Below are 18,459 nucleotides of genomic sequence, written 5' to 3' on the forward strand. Positions count from 1 at the left end.
GGGATACCCATTTTGTGTCTCACGGCGATGCGCTTTCACTGATGCATCGACGTGAGACAGCGAAGGGATAGACCGCGCAAACCCGCCGCGGTACGCGGCGGCGATCTAGACGCTCCCATACCCGGACCTGAGAGTCCATTGCGAACGCATCCACGTTTCGTTATTGGAGAAAAAAATCGTGACACTGAAGCACCTCACCATCAAAGCAAAACTCATTGCCGGTTTTGGCATGCTGTCTCTTATCGTCGTCGCGGTTTCCGGGCTCTCCCTGAAAGCGCTCAGCGACTCGACCGATGGATTTTCCAGCTTCGTGCACGGCATCAACGCACGCGCGGACATGGCGGTGCAGGTGCGAACCGCGGTCGATCGCCGGGCAATCGCCGCGCGTAACCTCGTGCTCGTGACCAAACCTCAGGATCTCGACATAGAGAAAGCCGATGTGCTGCGCGCGCACGAAGATGTGCAGACCGATCTGAAGAAGCTCAATGCCATGATCGCGACCGCTACCGACACGTCGGAAAAAGCGCGCAGTCTCGTCGCCGAGATCAACCGGGTCGAGGCGTCGTATGGACCGGTCGCCACCGACATCGTCAATCTCGCGCTGACCAATAAACGCGACGAAGCGATCGTCAAGATGGACGATCAATGCCGGCCGTTGCTCGCCGCGCTGATTCGCGCGACCAACGCGTATGCCGACTACACGCATACGCGCCAGGAACAGATGATCAACGAGTACACGGCGCATTACGAGAACCAGCGCAATCTGCTGATCGCGATCAGCCTGATCGCGGTGGCGCTCGCGATCGGCGCATGCGTGCTGATCACACGCGCGGTGACCGGACCGCTGCGCCAGGCGATCGACGTCGCGCGCACCGTATCGGAAGGCGATCTGCGCACGCGCATCACCGTCGACGGCAACGATGAAACCAGCAAGTTGCTGGGCGCCCTGCGCGAAATGAACGAGCGGCTGACGACGATCGTCGGACGCGTGCGCGACAGCAGCACGAGCATCGCCGGCGCAGCGCGCGAGATTGCCGCGGGCAATATGGACCTGAGCCAGCGCACCGAACAGCAGGCAGCCTCGCTGCAGGAAACAGCGTCGAGCATGGAGGAACTCACTTCGACGGTGAAGCAGAACGCCGACAATGCGCAGCAAGGCAGCATGCTGGCCGCGAATGCTTCGTCGGTTGCGCAGAAAGGCAGCGAGGTGGTCGGCCAAGTGGTGAACACAATGCACGATATCAGCGACAGCTCGACCAAGATCGCGGATATCACGGGCATCATCGAAGGCATTGCGTTTCAGACGAACATTCTCGCGCTCAATGCGGCCGTCGAAGCCGCGCGCGCCGGTGAACAGGGCCGCGGTTTCGCGGTGGTGGCGAGCGAAGTCAGAAGCCTGGCGCAGCGCTCATCGAGCGCGGCGAAGGAGATCAAGGATCTGATTGCCACCTCCGTGAACAAGATCCGCGACGGCTCGGCGCTCGCCGGCGAAGCGGGCAAGACGATGGCCGAAGTCACCCAGGCGGTGGCGCGGGTGACGGACATCATGTCGGAGATCGCGGCGGCATCGAGTGAACAAAGCCGTGGCATTGAGCAGGTCAATCTTGCCATCACGCAAATGGATAACGTCACGCAACAGAATGCTGCGTTGGTGGAAGAAGCGGCGGCGGCTTCGCGGTCGATGGAGGATCAGGGGCAGCAGTTGAATGAGGCTGTGGCGTTTTTTCAGATTGTGGGTGGTGGGGCGGGCTTTGTTTCTGCTGCGCCTTTGCGTGAGGGGACGGTGCGGCGGGAGGTGGCTGGTGCGCCTGTGCGGCGGGTTGTGCGGGCGACAGTTGCGCCGGTTGCGGCGCCGGTTGCCGTATTGGCGACGGCGGTCGGGGCGGATGATGGGTGGGATAAGTTTTGAACGTGTTTTTCTGCTTGAGCGCCGTGGTTGTGTGCGGGTGGCGCTCTCGCAGGACATGGCTTGGCTGGGGGCAGCAAAGCGGCTTAAGTGAAAAGCCTGGGCCAGACGCGCGAAAACCGGCCTGAACGGCCGGTTTTGAAGAAAATTCGGTGGTGGAGAGGAGGAGGATCGAACTCCCGACCTTCGCATTGCGAACGCGACGCTCTCCCAGCTGAGCTACCCCCCCGACGTGCAAACGATTCTAGCACAAGCATTTTCCGTTTTGCCAAGCCTCCAACCCTTGGCACCCCGACGAAAAACCATCACTTGGAAGGCGCACCCGCAAGCACCCAATCCACCACCGTACGAATATCCGCATCGCTCATCGATTGATGCGCGGGCATCGGAATCATGCCCCACACGCCGGAGCCGCCGTCCTTCACCTTGCGTGACAATTTCGCCGACGCTTGCGCATCGCCCTTGTACTTCGAGGCGATCTGCTGAAACGACGGCCCGACGAGTTTGCGATCCACCGCGTGACATCCCATGCAGGCATTCGCGTTGGCGACCCGTTGACCACTCGGCGCATCGGCGGCACGCGCGGCCGGCGCGACAACTCCCGCCAGCGCGCCAAGCATCACAGCGCTGACTGCGACGGCAACACCGCGCATCATGGCGTCGTCGCCTTCGGATTACCTGGATGCACGGCGTTCGAATTAGTGACCGGCGCGGGGGCCTGCTGTTCGAGCGGCCGCGAACTCACCGACGAATCAGGAATCGCGCCGACGGTCGCCGCGTTCGCGTCCGGTTGCGAAGCCGCCACAGGCGCCGTCCCCGCGGCGGCGGCTGCCGCCGTGGCTTCCGCCGGCTGGATGTATTGGAACACCTTCACGACCTGCACCACGCCCGGCACACGGCTCGCGACGTCGGCGCCGCGATTGCCTTCGTCCATGGTGACGAGGCCCATCAGATACACCGAGCCACGCTCGGCCACCACCTTGAAGTTGTTCGCCGAAATGTTCTTCTCGGCGATCAGCGCGGTCTTCACACGCGTCTCGAGGTAAGTGTCATTGGTGCGCGACGAGAACGAGCTGGCCGGCATGATCGTCAGTTCGTTGACGATCGTGCTGACGTTGTTCAAGCCACGCACGATGGTCTCCGCGCGTTGCTTCGACACGTCCCCCGCCACTTCGCCCGTCAGCAGCACGCGGCGGTTGAACACGGCCACGTTGACGTGCGCGTTGTCGGGCAAGTTCTGGCTGATCTGCGAGAGCGCCTTCACTTGCAACTCGCGATCCTCCGTCTGCGCGCCGAGCGTGCGCCGGTCGGTCGCCACCAGCGCGCTGCCGCCCGCCGCGCCGGCAACGGCGAGAAAGCAACCCTGCAACGTTGCGGACAGCCCCGCCGCGAACCCAACCACCAGCACGGTGCTCACCAGTGTCTTCTTGACGCGGAATACGCTCATCAACTAGCTCTCCTTCGGAATCAGTCTCAGTCTTCGCCCAGCAACATGGCATCAATGCCGTCGCACAGACAATGGATGGTCAGCAAATGCACTTCCTGAATACGCGCGGTGCGATCCGACGGCACGCACACATGGATATCGGTATCACTCAATACTTCCTGCATGCGTCCGCCGCCCTTGCCGGTCAGCGCGACCACGATCATTTCGCGCTCGTGCGCGGCCTCGATCGCGGCGAGCACGTTGGCGGAATTGCCGGACGTGGTGATCGCCAGCAGCACGTCGCCCGGCTGGCCGAGTGCCCAGACCTGCTTCGAGAAAATCTGCTCGAACGAATAGTCGTTGGCGATGGCGGTCAACACCGACGTGTCGGTGGTCAGCGCGATCGCCGGCAAGCCCGGCCGCTCACGCTCGAAGCGGCCGATCAGCTCGGCGGCGAAGTGTTGCGCGTCGGCCGCCGAGCCGCCGTTGCCGCACGAGAGAATGCGATTGCCGTTGGCCAGCGCGGCGAACATCGTGTCGATCGCGGCGGCGATCGGCATCGACAGGGTTTCGAGGGCTTCGAGTTTGACTGCCGCGCTGTCGCGGAAGTGTTGTTGAATGCGTTCGACTGACATCGAGTCTCTATCTTCTACCGCGAATGGACCGCACTGCGCGGTCGTGTTGTGAAGTCGTATGTGAAGTCGTGCCGCTCCGATGATCCTGGCCAGCAACGCGATGCAAGCGCGCAAACCATCCCTTACTGCGCTGCTTCCCGCGTTGTCGACGCTGCCCCGTGGCCTGCACGCGAGCGCAAGTTTATCGCACTCACGCGCGTTCTCCGCGCATGGCGTCAGACTTCGTCGGCACGGAACGCATCGCGCAACCACACGAGCCGGCCGGCTTCGAACGCAATCACGTCGAACCGGCACGCGGGTTGATCCCGCAAGTGCGAGACACGGGTCACCAGAAAATGCTGCGCGGCGCGTACGATGCGCTGCTTCTTCTGCCACCCGATACTCGCCGCAGCGCCACCATATCGGCGCTGCGCACGCGCGCGAACTTCGACGAACACCAGCGCGCCGTCACGTTCGCGCATCACCAGATCGATCTCGCCGCCGCGGCACGACACATTGCGCGCGACGAACCGCAAACGCTGGCGCTGCAAAAATTCCTGCGCACGCGCCTCGAAAGCCGCACCGACGAGTTTGGACCCGGCGCGTCCCGAAAAGTTGTGCGACGTGGCGAAGGCACCGATCGGCGCCGTCGCGCTCATGGCCGGCGCGCCTCGCAGGCCGCGTGACACTGCGTGGCACAATGGCGGCCTCGTTCCGTCTGTTTGCGTCTTCTGCCTCATGACTCCTCTCTCCGAACTCGCGCAAGGGCAGCAGTACCCCACCTCCGCGCTGTATGTGGTGGCCACGCCGATCGGCAACATCGCCGACGTCACGCTGCGCGCGTTGCACGTGCTCGGACTGGTGGACCGTATCGCCGCCGAAGACACCCGCAACACCGGTCAGCTGCTCGCCCGCTACGGCATCTCGAAGCCGCTCGTCGCCGTGCATCAGCACAATGAACGGGCCGCGGCGCTGCGCCTGATCGAGCATCTACAAGCAGGCGAACGCGTGGCCTATGTGTCCGACGCGGGTACGCCGGGCATCTCGGACCCAGGCGCGAAACTCGTCGACGCGGTCCGTGAAGCCGGATTTCCAGTTATTCCGCTACCCGGCGCAAGCGCGCTCGCGACCGCGTTGAGCGCGGCCGGCGACTGGGTCGCGACGTTCTCGTTCCTCGGCTTCTTGCCGCCGAAAGCAAAAGCCCGCGCCGCGACGCTACAGCCGCTCGCGACCCATCCTCACGCGATGGTGTTCTACGAAGCACCGCATCGGATCGTCGAAACGGTGCAGGCACTGGCCGACGCATTCGGCGGCGAGCGCAAGCTGCTCATCGCACGGGAATTGACGAAGTTACATGAAGCGCTGCACCGCGGCACCCTGGCCGAAGGGCCAACGTGGCTCGCCGCCGATCCGAACCGGCAACGCGGCGAATTTGTGCTGGTGGTGGAAGGCGCGCAGCCGGAAGCCGCCGGCGAACACGATCACGACGCGCTGCTGGGCATTCTGCTGGAGGAGTTGACGGTGAGCAGCGCGGCCAAAGTAGCGGCAACCATCACCGGAGCGTCGCGCAACGCGCTGTACACGCGCGCCTTGGCGTTGAAGAAAGACGAAGAGTAAAGCTGACGGACAAATGAAAAGGGCCGCGCAATGCGGCCCTTCGTTTTTCTGCGGACACAACCCAAGCGGCCGCCGTGCTGCGCGGCGCTACGAGGAGCGCGCCTGGCCGCGCTCGCCGCCGTTACATCACTTCTGGGCGCTCGAATCCGAGTTCGATGCCAGCATCTCATTACGCGCGTCGCGTGCTTCCTGCTGCGTGAGCCCTTCGATCTGCACCCGCGCCGTACCGGCGTGGCGCATGTCGAGCGCGGAGGCAGCGGCCATGGACAGATCGATCACGCGGCCACGCGCATACGGACCACGGTCGTTGATACGCACGACGACCGAGCGCGACGTGGCCGGATTGGTCACGCGCACATAGGAGCCGAGCGGCAACGTACGATGCGCCGCGGTCAGCGCGTGCATGTCGTAGCGTTCGCCGTTGGCGGTACGGCGGCCATGGAAGCCGCGGCCGTACCACGAAGCGCGGCCGGTCTGATGAAAGTCCGAAATGCCGGAACCATCATCCGTAAGAGGCTTTGCGTCGGCCAGCGAGGAGCCCTTGGCGGTCGCGTCGGAAGCCGGCGCGCTACCGTAAGCTTGCGGTCCGAAGGAGCCCGCTTGCGTCAATTTCGTGCTCTGCGGCGCGCCGCTTTCCGACGTGTTGCTAGCGCCCGGAGGCGTGGCGCAACCCGCCAGCACAAAAAAGGCAAAAAGAGTCCCCAGACCACGGGATAACCGAGTTTTCATAAGACGTGCAATCACATTGTCGAGCCGCATCACGCAAAGTTGAGCGTGTTGCCTGCGACTCCGGCGGCAAAGGACGACAACGCGCCGCGCAGACGAGCGCAGAACGTCAAAGCCCGGATGCGGCTCACTCAGCCGCTACCGCACGGTTAATTTTCACGTCTGGCGCAACCTGTCCCCGGCAGCCTGACCAGACCCCACATGCCGCCATCGAACGTGGCAAACACGTTCTTGCGCGCGAAACTCAGCGTGCAGGAACGGCGGCGTAGGCCCCACCCAGCGTCACGGCAGTTAAGTCCGTAGCAGGCGCGCGGCGCCTGGCTGGGCAAGACGTGTGCATCGAATGCATCGATACTTGATGGCCGTCCAAAAGTGCGACAGCCCATGCTTGAGTGGCAATCCGCGCGCCCATTTTTGATGGGGACGCATCGCCCTGTGGCAGCACAATTCCCTGTGCATGGAGTGCATTATACCTAAAACAGAATTTCGGGATGACAAGCGACTGAAAACCTTGATGAATTTTCACTCCTGCTGCAAAAATGAGCAGCGCAAAGCCCGCTGCGCCGGGGCTTCGGCGGCCTCGGCGAACGTGGGCGAGAGGCCGGTACAATCAACGTTTTTCCAGCGGCGCCGTCATCCATGAAAGTCACCTTGATCCCCGTCACGCCGTTCCAGCAGAACAGTTCGCTGCTCGTTTGCGAGGCAACCGGACGCGCGGCCGTCGTCGATCCGGGCGGCGACCTCGACATCATCCAGGGCGAAATCGCGCGGCAGAACGTGACGGTCGAAAAAGTTTTCCTGACGCACGGCCACATCGATCACTGCGCGGGCGCGAAGACGCTGGCCACGCACTACGGCGTGCCGATTGAAGGCCCGCATCCCGACGAACGCTTCTGGCTCGACAAACTGCCGGATCAAAGCACGCGCTTCGGCTTTCCGGCCGCCGAGGCGTTTGAACCGGATCGCTGGTTGCAGAACGGCGAGACCGTGCAGTTCGGCGACGAAACGCTCGATGTGTATCACTGCCCGGGCCATACGCCGGGCCACGTGGTGTTCGTCAGCCGGGCGCATCGGCTCGCGCTGGTAGGCGACGTGCTGTTCGCCGGCTCGATCGGGCGCACGGATTTTCCGCGTGGCAATCATGCGGATCTGGTGCGCTCGATCCGCGAAAAGCTTTGGCCGCTCGGCGACGACATCACCTTCGTTCCGGGCCACGGTCCCACTTCGACGTTCGGCGCTGAGCGCCGCACCAATCCGTACGTCGCCGACGGAGTCGAGGCATGAGCAGCGAAATCTACGTCAGCACCGATGTCGAAGCGGACGGCCCGATTCCGGGTCCGCATTCCATGCTCAGTTTCGCCTCCGCCGCTTATACCGAAGACAAGCAACTGATCGCCACCTTCTCGGCGAATCTCGAGTTGCTCGAGGGAGCCAAGGCGCATCCCGTGCAGGAAGCGTGGTGGAAGACGCAGCCCGAAGCGTGGGAAGCCTGCCGCAAGGACTTGCAGACACCGTTGGCCGCATTGACGGCGTATGTCGACTGGGTCGAAGCCTTACCGGGCAAACCGGTGTTCGTGGCAATGCCGGCCGGCTTCGACTTCACTTATATGTTCTGGTACATGATGCGGTTTGTCGGCCGCTGTCCGTTTTCGTGGTCGGCGCTCGACATCAAGACGCTGGCCTTCGCCATGACCGGGCTGCCGTACCGCAAGAACATCAAGCCGCGCTTTCCCAAGCACTGGTTCGACGAACATCCGCACACGCATGTCGCGCTGGACGACGCGATCGAACAAGGCGCGCTTTTCTGCAACATGTTGAAGGATCTGCGCGCAAGTCAGGCGATCACGCTCGCAGCGGGTAGAGATGGGGACGGCACAGGACAAAACGCCGCTGAGGAACCGGCAAATTAGGTAATCTCCCTCGTCCAACCCGTTTTACATTGCGTTTCGTTTTCGCGCCCTCTACCATGCGTTGATACGGCGACGCAAACGGAGGCGCAGTTGACACTCGATACGTTCTCTCAAAAAATCCTGCGCCTATTGCAGCTCGACGCACGCCGCTCGGTGCAAGAAATTTCCGACCAGGTCGGCCTGTCGAGCACGCCATGCTGGCGGCGCATTAAGGACATGGAACAGTCGGGGGTCATCCAGCGCTACACGGCGCTGCTGGATCGGGAAAAGCTCGGGCTGCACGTGTGCGCCCTCGCGCATATTCACCTTACGCGGCACACCGAAGGCGGCGTGGAACAGTTCGAGCGGGAAATCGCCACCTGCCCGGAAGTCACCGAGTGCTACAGCACGACCGGCGAATCCGACTACATTCTCAAGATCGTCGCCCCGGATATCAAGGCATACGACAGCTTCCTGCACGAACGCATCTTCAAGATTCCCGCCGTCGCCCAGGTTCGCACGAGCGTAGTGCTGCGCGAAATCAAGTTCGACACGCAATTGCCGCTGTGATCCGTTGATGGCTTAACGGCACCACCCCGCAGCATGCTCGGTGGCGCCGCGGGCGTCAGGTGGCGCTGTGCGGTTCCGTCGCCTTCGCGCGTTCCTCAAGAGCCCCGCCGGCCTTTGGGTCGAGCGTGGCCGGATCGGCGTCCGCGGACAGCGCGTGCAATTCCAGTAGCAGGTCCACTTTGCGCGCGCCCAGGCGCGCCTTCAGCGCCGCCAGATCCACTCGCCCAGCGCGTTGCGTTTCGCTGTCCAGCGCGCGCGACGACAACGCGGCCGGCAGCGCCACTTCGACATCCAGTCCCGTGCTCAGGTAGTGGATATTCACCGCCGCCGCTTTTACGCCGTGAGGCGCCAGGGCGGCGTTCACTTCCGCGATGACCCGCTCGCGCGTAGGCAGATCGAAGGGCGGACGCGCAAGCGCATCGTTCTCGGGATCGACATGAATCAAAGCGTCGAGCACGCGGTTGTCCGTCAGCACGCGCAAACGCGCCGACTCGGCGATGTAGTGTCCCTCCGATACCGAGATCAGCGGATCGACCAGAATATGCGCGTCGACGAGCGCGAAGTCGCCCATCTTGCGCGTGCGCATTTCGTGCACGTCGCGTACGCCGGGCGTCGAGAGCAGCAGCGCGCGCATGTCGGCGGCGGCGGCGTTGTCGAGCGCGCGGTCGGAGAGATCCTGCAGCGCGTCCCAGCCGAACATCCAGCCCATGCGCGCCACCATGAAGCCGACGATCGCCGCGGCAATCGGATCGAGCAGCCGCACGCCGGCAAGGCTGCCGACAATACCGATCGCGACCACCAGCGACGACGCCGCATCCGAGCGCGCGTGCCACGCATTGGCGATCAACATGGCGGATCGCACGCGTTGCGCTTCGCGCAGCATGTAGCGAAACAGACCTTCTTTGGAAAACAGAACTAGCACCGCGACCGCAAGCGCGCTCATATGCACGGCGGGGATGTTTTGCAAATCGGCGAGACGCGTTCCGGCCCGCCATAACATGCCGACACCTACCGCGATCAGAAGCGCGCCCAGAAATAACGACGCCACGGTTTCGTAGCGGCTATGCCCGTAATTGTGATCCGCGTCGGGCTTTGCGCCACTGTGCCGATTGGCAAACAGCACGACAAAATCGGAAATCAGATCGGCGAGGGAATGGATACCGTCGGCGACCAATGCCTGCGAGTGAGCAAACACGCCGATGACGATTTGCAGCGTCATCAACACTGTATTGAGCGCAATACTGACAAAGGTACTTTTGCGCGCAACGCGATGTTTTTCGGCGGATTGGGCAGCGGCGGCGGCAGGCATCTCTGAAGCGGAATGAAAAGTTCAATCCCTACATTCTACTCGGCCCATCTCGAAACGCGCTGAAGATACCTAAAAAATTCCTTTTAAATCAGCCGCTTATCTAAACGAAAAGCATTCGCGTTCAAGTTGGATGGAGTTCACGCGATAAAAACCGACGGCATTGGATGCGGCAATAAAAAACCGCGCCCTCGACGGTACGCGGTTCTCTCTTGCAACGGCAGACGCGATAGGTGCATCTGGATTGAAGCTATTCGTATTACTTAACGGCCAGAGGCATTAGTTGCTGGCAAAGGGGCCGGCAAAAGCGGCTGGCCAGAAGCATTACTTCTGGATCAGAAACTTCTCGCGATCCAGACCTGCGATCCAGCGCGGCGGCTTGCCACGGCCAGACCACGTGCTGCCGCTATCCGGGTCGCGATACTTCGGTGCGACACCTGCGCGCGGACGCGCGGCTTTAGCACCCTTGGCGGCACGACCACCACCGAGTTCTGTCAGAGAAATGCCGTAGTCGGTCATTTTCTGCTTGATCTCATTCAACACTTCCGCGTATTCGCGCGACTTCGCTTCTTCGATCTGCTTTTCGAGCTTCTCGCGCTGAGCGAGTAGTTCCTTGTAGGAAGACATAGGTTCCCTTTGTGGTTTGGATAAATGACTGCCAGTCTTAAGCCAGCTTGCCCTTTGAAGGTGGATCATGCCTCGGAATTTGACGGCGAGATTAACACAAAATAGAAAGATTACAAAAGCGCGCGCGTTAAATTAATCCCAATTCGTTTCAAAAAATTTCCGTCCGCCACCGCGTTACACCACTCCCTTTCAAATAGCTGATTTCGCATTTTGCTGAAAACGCAGTTGGCATGAGTAATTATGGGATTAACTATCAAAAGATGAAAATTAAGATGGTGATTTGGCACCAACATTTCACGCCATGAGAGCTTTAACATGAAACTTCGTAACATATTGCGACAGCCGTTCTGCGCTGGTATTCGCATGAGTGTTTTCCCCAAACGGCGGTAAAAAAATCTAATCCATGTAGCGCTGCATGCAATCTTCGAGCGCCGCGTGCAAGGTTTCGATTTTGAGTTTCGCGTCGTCAAAGACAAAACGGCTGCGCGCACCGTTCAGTTTCACATCGGCGCCATATCGATCGACACCGAGCAGTTGAAATTCGCCCTTGCTGCCGGAATGGCTAGCGAATTGCGCGATCAGCGCGTTCTCTTCATCGAAACCGACCGGCGGCAAAGGATCGAGTTCGGCTCCGGCGAGCCATCCCATCGCGCCGAAGCCACCGATATAACGCAGCCGCTCGAGCCTCATCGCCCAGAACGTGAAATCGCCAAGCACGAGGTAGCGCTCCGCGTCCGGGTGATAGCGCAGATAGCGCTGCACCACCTCGGGCGTCGAGTCGACCGGCTCGAAGGTGCCTAGCAAGGTGACACGCTGGCCGCTCAGCACGTCGCCGTCGGGAGCGTCGACGGCCAGAAAACCGGCGCGCGGGTCGGCGTGCAGGTTATGAGTGTGCTCGGCCAGCCGACTCACGAGGATCGTCGGACGATGTTGTGGGTCCGGTGCGAACGGCAGCACGGACGGATAGGGAAAACCTTCCGGCTGGCGTGCGTGAGTGGCGAGCGTGCCGACAGCGGCCGTGTGCAGCAGATGCAGCGGAGCGTGAGCGGGAATATTCAAGTGCGCGTTCCTCGATAGATGTGCGGCGAATCACAAAAAGACCGGCCAGCGGACCACAATGCCCAACGCACGCCCAACGTCTGTCACGTCTGGGCCGAACAATCGCAAAAATGCGGATTCCGCCTTCCAAGCATAAGACAGCACGCTTCGTTAGAATCGGAAATTCGCTTTCAACGCGCTTTCCCCGCGTCAGCGCTCCTCGAGATTTCCGTGTCAGACCGCTCCTCCGAATTCGCCGCCCTTCCCGCCGCTCACCGCGACCTGTCCGCTAGCGCCCGGCAGCGAGCCCGTATCGCCACGATGGCGGTGTTCTTCATCGCCGGCATGATGTACGCGTCGTGGGGGGTGCACGTACCGACGGTGCGCGACCGTTTCCATCTGAACGCGGCGCTGCTCTCCGTTGCGCTGCTGGCCGTGGCGGGCGGTTCGATCGGCGCAATGGCGGCCAATGCCTCGTGGATCGCGCGGGTCGGCACGCGCCGCGCCTGCCTCACCGGCGGGCTCGTGATGGCGGTATGCGCGGCGCTGATTCTGGTCGTGCCCACTTACTGGCTGCTGCTGGTCGTGCTGGCCACTTTCGGCGCGGGCATGGCCACGCTCGATGTCGCGATGAACGCCGAGGCCAGCGCCGTCGAGAAAGCGCTCGGCAAGCCGATCATGTCGTCGTTGCACGGCATGTTCAGCGTCGGCGGGATGTTCGGTGCGGCGGTCGGCGGCGCGCTGCTGTCGCGCGGCATGGCGCCGGCGGTGCATCTCGTGCTGGCTGCCGCGGTCAGTGCGCTCGTGCTGATCGCCGCTTGTCCTTCCGTGCTGCCGCACGTGCCGCACGCCGATCACCCCGACTCCGCCACGCCGCGCGCCAACCGCTGGCGCTCGCCGGCGTTGTGGGCGCTCGGCGCGATGGCGCTGGTCGCGCTGATCGCGGAAGGCGCGATGTACGACTGGGCCACCGTCTATATGCGCGACGTCGTGCTGGCCACGCCCGCGCTCGCGAGCGCGGCCTACGCGGCATTCTCGGGCGGCATGGCGGCCGCGCGCTTTGCCGGCGACGCGGTGCGCGCCCGCTTCGGCGCGCCGCAACTGGTGATGGCAAGCGCGACGCTCGCCTGCGTCGGGATGGTGGGCGCGCTGTTGCTGCCGAATGCGGTTGTCGCGCTGATCGGCTTCACGCTGATGGGCCTCGGTCTGGCGAACATGATGCCGGTGCTGTTCGCGGCGGCGGCGAACGTCAAAGGCATTCATGCGGCGGAAGGACTCGCACATGTTGCCGGGTTGGCGTACTTCGGACTGCTGCTCGGGCCGGTGATCATCGGCGCGGTGACGCAGGTGACCAGTTTGCCGATCGGGTTGTCGGTGGTGGCCATCTGTTCCGCGTTGATCGCGCTCGTCGGTCCGAAGGTGCTGCGGCGTTTGAAGATCTGATGCGAAAGCGCGCCGCTGCTGCTTCGGTGCGTGCGGCGCCAAGCGAAACGCGCTCGCTTTACGTTACGTCGACACCGCGATCACGCCGATCACCAGCACGCTCGCGCAGACGCCCCAAACCGCTGGCGACACAACCGGTCTCGGCGCACCGCTGACCGTAACGGCGCGGAAAAACAAGCGCCGAAGGGGGCGGTGAGCCCGGCAACCGGCTCGCTGTTTTTTTTCCGCGCAATCGCCGCCAGCATCACATTCCGCCGGCGCCGCGTGAAAGCAGCGGCCTTTTATCTGCGTGTCACAGTTCGTGATACGTATCGTAGTGACGCGAGAAGTCGTTACTGCGGAGAAAATTGGTGAACGTCATCGTCACCGACGCATCCAGTCCTTCCACGTAATGCCACCAGCCGATCGGCAGAAACAGTAATTCACCGGGCGCGAGCGAGCATTCGATCAACTGCGCTTGCCGCATCGACGGGAAACTGTCGTAGTCGATCGCGCCGCCGTCCACTTGCGAATAGCAATGCAGATGGTTTGCCATATACGGCGTGTCGGACAGCGGCACGAGTTTGATCTGTTTGCGGCCGATCACCTGCGCCATGAAGTTATTGGTCAGGTCGTGGTGAAACGGCGTCTTTGTTCCGGCCGGTCCCATCCAGAAGAAACCGGTGTCGGGAGACGCGGCGTTGAGATATTCGTCGATTGGCGGTACATCGGACCATAACGCCGCGAGTGCCGCGCGATTGCGCGAGGTGTTATTGGCGGTCATGTAGAAATCGTTAGTCCGCCCGCTCCGCTCGACGAGATCGACATAATCGGCAAAGCGCATCATGCGTCTGAGCCTGAGCTGATTGATTTCGTAATTCGCGTCCGTTTCGCGGCCGAACTGCACTTCCACTTCACAATCGCCGCACCGTTCGCGAAGGTAATCCCAGTTCCATCGCGAACGCGCAGGCCAGAAATCGAATGCGCCGGTGATGATCACCGGCCGGTTCTGAAGGTAGTACTGCTCGAAGAACGCGTCGCGCGATAAACGTTCGCGCCGTTCGATTACACCGCTCGCCGCGCGCATGCGATTGAGCTCGCCATACACCGACAATATCCATTCGCGCTTACGCAAACGATTGCGCAGACGTGTTGCACCGTGAAAATAAGGACTCGCGAGCGCCGCATCGATTTCTCGCGTGGCATCCGCCGCGTCGAAACCATGGCCGACCAGCGCGCCATGCAACGCGGACGATGGTGCGTCGAGCAGCAGATTCTCGGCGATCCAGCGGCGCCACGCATCGTCGAACGAACGGGTCACGGTGGTCACGGCAGTCTCTCCGAGCAATGCGGATCGGCAAAAAGAATCCGCAAAACAAAAGGCACGCGAACCTCGCGGCGCGCGTGCCTCTTTTCTCATGCAACCGAAGACAGACAACACGCTGCCTTCGGTCACGCGATTTTTACATCTTCACTACGTCGAGCAGCGTCTTCTTGCCTGCCTTGTAGTTGTACAGCGAGATCACGCCGTGCTGAAGGTCGCCCTTCGAGTCGAATGTGGTTTCACCGATCACACCCTTGTAATCCGTGCTCGGCATCGCTGCCAGGATCTTCGCCGGATCGGTCGAGTTAGAACGCTTCATAGCGTCGACGATGATGTACACAGCGTCATACGTGAACGGAGCGTAGATCTGGATCGGCTGACCGAAACGCTTCTGATACTTGGCGAGGAACGCCGAGCCGCCAGCCATCTTTTCGAGCGCCATACCGGCTTCCGAACAGACGATGTTGTCGGTTGCGTCGCCAGCCAGGTCCGACAGCTTGTCGGTACACACGCCGTCGCCTGCCAGCACCTTCGCGCGCAAGCCGAGCTGCTTGGCTTGCTTGGCGAACGGGCCGCCGGTGGCGTCCATGCCGCCGTACATGATCGCGTCCGGGTTTTCGCCCTTGATCTTCGTCAGAATCGCGCGGAAGTCGACAGCCTTGTCGTTCGTCGCGTCGTGCGACATCACGTTCAGGCCCAGCGACTTGGCGGTCTTTTCGAATTCGTTTGCGAGACCCTGGCCGTAAGCGGTCGAGTCGTCGACGATCGCGACGCTCTTCACTTTCAGACCCTTCGCTGCGTAGTTAGCCAGTGCCGGACCTTGTTGCGCGTCGGTCGCGACGACGCGGTACGTCGTCTTGAAACCTTGTTGCGTATAGGCCGGGTTCGTTGCCGACGGCGAGATCTGCACGATGCCAGCATCGCTATAGATCTTCGAAGCCGGGATCGACGTGCCCGAATTCAAGTGGCCAACAACCGCGACGACCTTATCGTCGACCAGTTTCTGCGCGACTTGAGTTGCCGTACGCGGGTCGGCTGCGTCGTCTTGCGGATCGAGTTGCAGCGTGATTTTCTGGCCACCGATCGTCAGGCCCTTGGCGTTGATTTCTTCAACTGCCAGGCGCGCGCCGTTTTCGTTGTCTTTACCCAGGTGAGCGATACCGCCGGTCAGCGGTGCAACGTGACCGATCTTGACGACCGTGTCGGCTGCAGCCGAAGTTGCCAACGTCGCGAACAGCATCGCCGCAGCGCTGATCGGCAACAGCTTTTGAATCTTGATGTTCATGTAAGTCTCCAGTTTCGGTCCCAAAAACAACGTAATCGCCCTGTGCCCCCGCTTCCCCAACACGTGTCGCTCAGTCCCGTGGACGACCACGCCGGTTGCATCGTTCATGCACTTGGCCAGCACGCTCGCCGGACTGTTTGTGGCAGGCGGCAAACCGTACTTGCGCGCAAGTGTAGGCCATCAAATTAATTTGTGGGGCTTTTTTGAGGAAGTGGGATGAACACTAATAGCGTTTATCCAACAGGCGCTGATTCCGGCTGGAAAGAGAGACTGGAAAGCACCAGCCCATGCGGGTTTCCGCTATGTGAGGCTTTCGTCTAACAGCACGGCCTAAAGCTTTTAGCGTGTTAAACCGTTAATCATCCGAATAGGCTTCGTGCTTGAAAAGGAGGCACGTCCGGAGCCCGTCCGGATCGTGCTGAATCAGCGTTTGAACGCGGCGATGCGCGCCGTTGCCTCGCGCCATTCGTGTTCGAGTTGGCCCATCAGTTCGGCGGCGCCGAGACCTTCGCGGCGGGCGCGGCCCATAGGCGCGCCCTGGCCTGACCAGAGCGAGAGATAGTCGCCGTTTTCCGCACGGCTCGCGGTTTGCCGCAGCTCTTGCGTCAACGCGTTTTGCACTGGATACGGCGCGATCTTCTGCGCCGCTTCGCTCAACCGCTGCATCAGCGGATTGCGTATGCCGCGCGCATGGCGGCCGGTAATCGCGCGCGTGACCGAAGTCGACGTGTCGGACGTGGAGCGCACTCGGGTTTTCCATGCCTGCGGGATCGCGCTCTCGTGACAGGTGAGAAACGCGGTGCCCATCACCGCGGCTTGCGCGCCGAGCGCGAGCGCGGCGACGATGCCGCGTCCGTCCATGATGCCGCCGGCGGCGAGCACCGGCAGCCCGGTTGCGTCGACGAGCTGCGGCACGAGGGCCATCGTGCCGACCAGCGCGTCTTCGAATGCGCCGATGAATGTGCCGCGATGCGCGCCCGCCTCCGCGCCTTGCGCGGCAATCGCATCGGCGCCCGCGTCGCGCCAGGCCACACCTTCGGCGGCATGCGTCGCCGTGCCTATTACATATAGACCGTTGGCGTGCAACCGGGCGACGTCGTCGGCCGGCAACAATCCGAATGTGAAGCTCGCCAACGGCACGCGCAATTCGATCAACATGTCCAGCTGCGCGCGGAAGTCCGGCGCGTAGCGTGCGAGCGGTGCGCCCGGCGGCAAACCGAGGTCGTGGCGCAACGGATCGATGGCTTCGAGCGCGCTACGCACCGTCGCATCGTCCGGCGTGGCCGGCTCGAGCACGAACAGATTCACGCCGAACGGACGATCCGTCAGCGCGCGAATCGCCGCGACTTCGCTTGCGATCTTCTCGGGCGAGAGCGCCGCGCCCGCCAGAAAACCGAGACCGCCCGCGTTCGATACCGCGGCGACCATCGCCGGCGTCGTTGCGCCGCCCGCCATTGGCGCCTGCACGACCGGCACGCGCAACCCGAAACGCTGCGCAAACGGCGTCACAAAACTGCCTTCACTCATGATGATTTCCTTTCCCGTCAGTGCGCTCGCGACATGAGCGAGCCGATACGCTTCAATGTACCGAGGCGGCCCGCACGGGAAAAATGAATTATCGAGAACGTTTCAATCGCCTTACGAGATTTCCGCTTCGCGGGGCCGCGCTGCAGCGCGTTTCTTTTGATGGCAAACTGACCGCCCCGCTTCAGGTATTGAAGCCTCTGGTATTCATTCAGACCGACCTCGCGCAGCCGCGCGCGAGTCAATGGAGAGCAACATGAGCACCACTTCCCGATGGATCGACATTCCCGCCGGCAACGACAGTTTCGGCGGCTACCTGGCGTTGCCCAAAGGCGGCAAGGGACCGGCGGTCATCATCATTCAGGAAATCTTCGGCGTGAACAGCCATATCCGTTCGGTCGCGGATCAGTACGCGCAAGACGGCTACGTCGCGCTCGCACCGGACGTGTTCTGGCGCGTGCAACCGCGCGTGGAATTGACGTACGACGGCGCCGATCGCGAGAAGGGCATCGAACTGATGCAGAAACTCAAAGTCGATGAAGCCGTGGCCGATATCGGCGCAGCCGCAGCCGCACTGCGCGCCATGCCGGAAGTGACCGGCAAGGTGGCGGCAATCGGCTTTTGCTTCGGCGGCCGGCTCGCGTATCTGGCCGCGGCGCAAGGCACGCTCGACGGCGCGGTCGCCTACTACGGCGGCGGCATCCAGAACCAACTCGACGAAGCCGCAAAGGTCAAAGTGCCGATGCAATTTCACTACGGCGAACTCGACGCGCATATCCCGCTGTCGGCCGTCGGTCAGATTCAGGAACGCTTCGCCGGCCGCACCGACGCCGAATTCCACATCTATCCGAACGCCGATCACGGCTTCAACTGTTCGGACCGCGCGTCGTACAACCAGCGCGCCGCTGCGTTGGCACATGGCCGCACGCTGACCTTCCTCGGCGAACGTCTGTAACGCGCGGTTCTAATTGGCGCGCTGATTGGTGCCGCTGTTCGCGACGACGCTTATCAGCGCGCGTCAATTGCGCTTTTTTGTTGGCGCTTTTCATGTGCGTCAGTAACTCGCGCGCATAACTCAGTTACTCTCTCAAAGACGGCGTGTCTGTGGCACGCCGTCTTTTCCATGTGCGGCAATCAATCCGGGCGACGAAACCTCGCGGCGCGGTTCAGCGCGCGCATGGACCG

Annotated in this window: 18 protein-coding genes and 1 tRNA gene; 7 read left to right on the plus strand and 12 right to left on the minus strand. The window is 62.2% G+C overall.

All coding sequences use genetic code 11. From position 1 onward, the window contains the following. Positions 1 to 178: 178 nt before the first annotated feature. Positions 179 to 1,909, plus strand: coding sequence for a methyl-accepting chemotaxis protein (locus ACQKRQ_RS10195; RefSeq protein ID WP_427476734.1), 1,731 nt, complete (start codon positions 179 to 181; stop codon positions 1,907 to 1,909). 150 nt (positions 1,910 to 2,059) lie between these two features. On the opposite strand, the gene ACQKRQ_RS10200 is transcribed toward ACQKRQ_RS10195, so the two are convergent. From ACQKRQ_RS10200 to ACQKRQ_RS10220, 5 genes are all read right to left on the minus strand, one after another. Further along, positions 2,060 to 2,135: transfer RNA gene (locus ACQKRQ_RS10200), tRNA-Ala, on the minus strand. A 76-nt stretch (positions 2,136 to 2,211) separates the two neighbouring features. Next, positions 2,212 to 2,562 carry a c-type cytochrome gene (locus ACQKRQ_RS10205; RefSeq protein ID WP_243658229.1) on the minus strand — a complete coding sequence of 117 codons (351 nt, stop codon included), beginning with the start codon at positions 2,560 to 2,562 and terminating at the stop codon, positions 2,212 to 2,214. Next, the gene (locus ACQKRQ_RS10210) at positions 2,559 to 3,353 is read right to left on the minus strand and encodes a BON domain-containing protein (protein ID WP_427476737.1); all 795 of its coding nucleotides are present in this window, start codon (positions 3,351 to 3,353) and stop codon (positions 2,559 to 2,561) included. Before ACQKRQ_RS10210 ends, ACQKRQ_RS10205 begins: the two co-directional genes overlap by 4 nt. Positions 3,354 to 3,379: 26 nt before the next feature. Further along, positions 3,380 to 3,967, minus strand: coding sequence for a phosphoheptose isomerase (locus tag ACQKRQ_RS10215; RefSeq protein ID WP_408180411.1), 588 nt, complete (start codon positions 3,965 to 3,967; stop codon positions 3,380 to 3,382). 215 nt (positions 3,968 to 4,182) lie between these two features. Beyond that, positions 4,183 to 4,605, minus strand: coding sequence for a YraN family protein (locus ACQKRQ_RS10220; protein WP_408180410.1), 423 nt, complete (start codon positions 4,603 to 4,605; stop codon positions 4,183 to 4,185). 79 nt (positions 4,606 to 4,684) lie between these two features. Between ACQKRQ_RS10220 and rsmI the strand changes: the two genes are divergently transcribed. Beyond that, positions 4,685 to 5,563, plus strand: a complete 879-nt coding sequence (gene rsmI, locus ACQKRQ_RS10225; RefSeq protein WP_427476740.1) for a 16S rRNA (cytidine(1402)-2'-O)-methyltransferase — start codon at positions 4,685 to 4,687, stop codon at positions 5,561 to 5,563. Between the two features lie 126 nt (positions 5,564 to 5,689). Here the strand turns inward: rsmI and ACQKRQ_RS10230 are convergent, their stop codons facing one another. After that, on the minus strand, positions 5,690 to 6,292 hold the full coding sequence (locus ACQKRQ_RS10230) for a septal ring lytic transglycosylase RlpA family protein (protein ID WP_427476741.1): 603 nt from the start codon (positions 6,290 to 6,292) through the stop codon (positions 5,690 to 5,692). A gap of 636 nt (positions 6,293 to 6,928) precedes the next feature. Here ACQKRQ_RS10230 and ACQKRQ_RS10235 point away from each other — a divergent pair. From ACQKRQ_RS10235 to ACQKRQ_RS10245, 3 genes are all read left to right on the plus strand, one after another. After that, positions 6,929 to 7,573 carry an MBL fold metallo-hydrolase gene (locus tag ACQKRQ_RS10235; protein WP_408180408.1) on the plus strand — a complete coding sequence of 215 codons (645 nt, stop codon included), beginning with the start codon at positions 6,929 to 6,931 and terminating at the stop codon, positions 7,571 to 7,573. Next, a complete protein-coding gene (locus ACQKRQ_RS10240; RefSeq protein ID WP_132376342.1) occupies positions 7,570 to 8,199 on the plus strand; it encodes an exonuclease in 630 nt (209 codons plus the stop codon). The genes ACQKRQ_RS10235 and ACQKRQ_RS10240 overlap by 4 nt, the downstream gene beginning before the upstream one ends. Positions 8,200 to 8,289: 90 nt before the next feature. Beyond that, complete coding sequence (locus tag ACQKRQ_RS10245) at positions 8,290 to 8,748, plus strand: Lrp/AsnC family transcriptional regulator (protein WP_012431468.1); 459 nt, start codon at positions 8,290 to 8,292, stop codon at positions 8,746 to 8,748. Positions 8,749 to 8,803: 55 nt separating this feature from the next. Here the strand turns inward: ACQKRQ_RS10245 and ACQKRQ_RS10250 are convergent, their stop codons facing one another. From ACQKRQ_RS10250 to ACQKRQ_RS10260, 3 genes are all read right to left on the minus strand, one after another. Next, complete coding sequence (locus ACQKRQ_RS10250; RefSeq protein ID WP_427476742.1) at positions 8,804 to 10,057, minus strand: cation diffusion facilitator family transporter; 1,254 nt, start codon at positions 10,055 to 10,057, stop codon at positions 8,804 to 8,806. Positions 10,058 to 10,378: 321 nt separating this feature from the next. Next, positions 10,379 to 10,681, minus strand: a complete 303-nt coding sequence (locus ACQKRQ_RS10255; protein ID WP_132376344.1) for an H-NS family nucleoid-associated regulatory protein — start codon at positions 10,679 to 10,681, stop codon at positions 10,379 to 10,381. 396 nt (positions 10,682 to 11,077) lie between these two features. Beyond that, positions 11,078 to 11,740 carry a HugZ family protein gene (locus ACQKRQ_RS10260; protein WP_427476743.1) on the minus strand — a complete coding sequence of 221 codons (663 nt, stop codon included), beginning with the start codon at positions 11,738 to 11,740 and terminating at the stop codon, positions 11,078 to 11,080. Between the two features lie 210 nt (positions 11,741 to 11,950). Here ACQKRQ_RS10260 and ACQKRQ_RS10265 point away from each other — a divergent pair, with 210 nt between their 5' ends. Then, positions 11,951 to 13,162, plus strand: coding sequence for an MFS transporter (locus ACQKRQ_RS10265; RefSeq protein ID WP_427476744.1), 1,212 nt, complete (start codon positions 11,951 to 11,953; stop codon positions 13,160 to 13,162). A 292-nt stretch (positions 13,163 to 13,454) separates the two neighbouring features. On the opposite strand, the gene ACQKRQ_RS10270 is transcribed toward ACQKRQ_RS10265, so the two are convergent. From ACQKRQ_RS10270 to ACQKRQ_RS10280, 3 genes are all read right to left on the minus strand, one after another. Continuing rightward, positions 13,455 to 14,471 (minus strand): cupin-like domain-containing protein, encoded by a 1,017-nt coding sequence (locus tag ACQKRQ_RS10270; RefSeq protein WP_427476745.1) that lies wholly within the window; start codon positions 14,469 to 14,471, stop codon positions 13,455 to 13,457. Between the two features lie 133 nt (positions 14,472 to 14,604). Beyond that, positions 14,605 to 15,750, minus strand: a complete 1,146-nt coding sequence (locus ACQKRQ_RS10275) for a branched-chain amino acid ABC transporter substrate-binding protein (protein WP_132376348.1) — start codon at positions 15,748 to 15,750, stop codon at positions 14,605 to 14,607. Between the two features lie 423 nt (positions 15,751 to 16,173). Further along, positions 16,174 to 17,277 (minus strand): NAD(P)H-dependent flavin oxidoreductase, encoded by a 1,104-nt coding sequence (locus tag ACQKRQ_RS10280; RefSeq protein ID WP_427476748.1) that lies wholly within the window; start codon positions 17,275 to 17,277, stop codon positions 16,174 to 16,176. Between the two features lie 253 nt (positions 17,278 to 17,530). Between ACQKRQ_RS10280 and ACQKRQ_RS10285 the strand changes: the two genes are divergently transcribed. Beyond that, positions 17,531 to 18,229 carry a dienelactone hydrolase family protein gene (locus tag ACQKRQ_RS10285; RefSeq protein ID WP_132376350.1) on the plus strand — a complete coding sequence of 233 codons (699 nt, stop codon included), beginning with the start codon at positions 17,531 to 17,533 and terminating at the stop codon, positions 18,227 to 18,229. Positions 18,230 to 18,459 lie beyond the last annotated feature (230 nt).

The organism is Paraburkholderia sp. NPDC080076 (assembly GCF_050281145.1).
GTDB lineage: Bacteria > Pseudomonadota > Gammaproteobacteria > Burkholderiales > Burkholderiaceae > Paraburkholderia.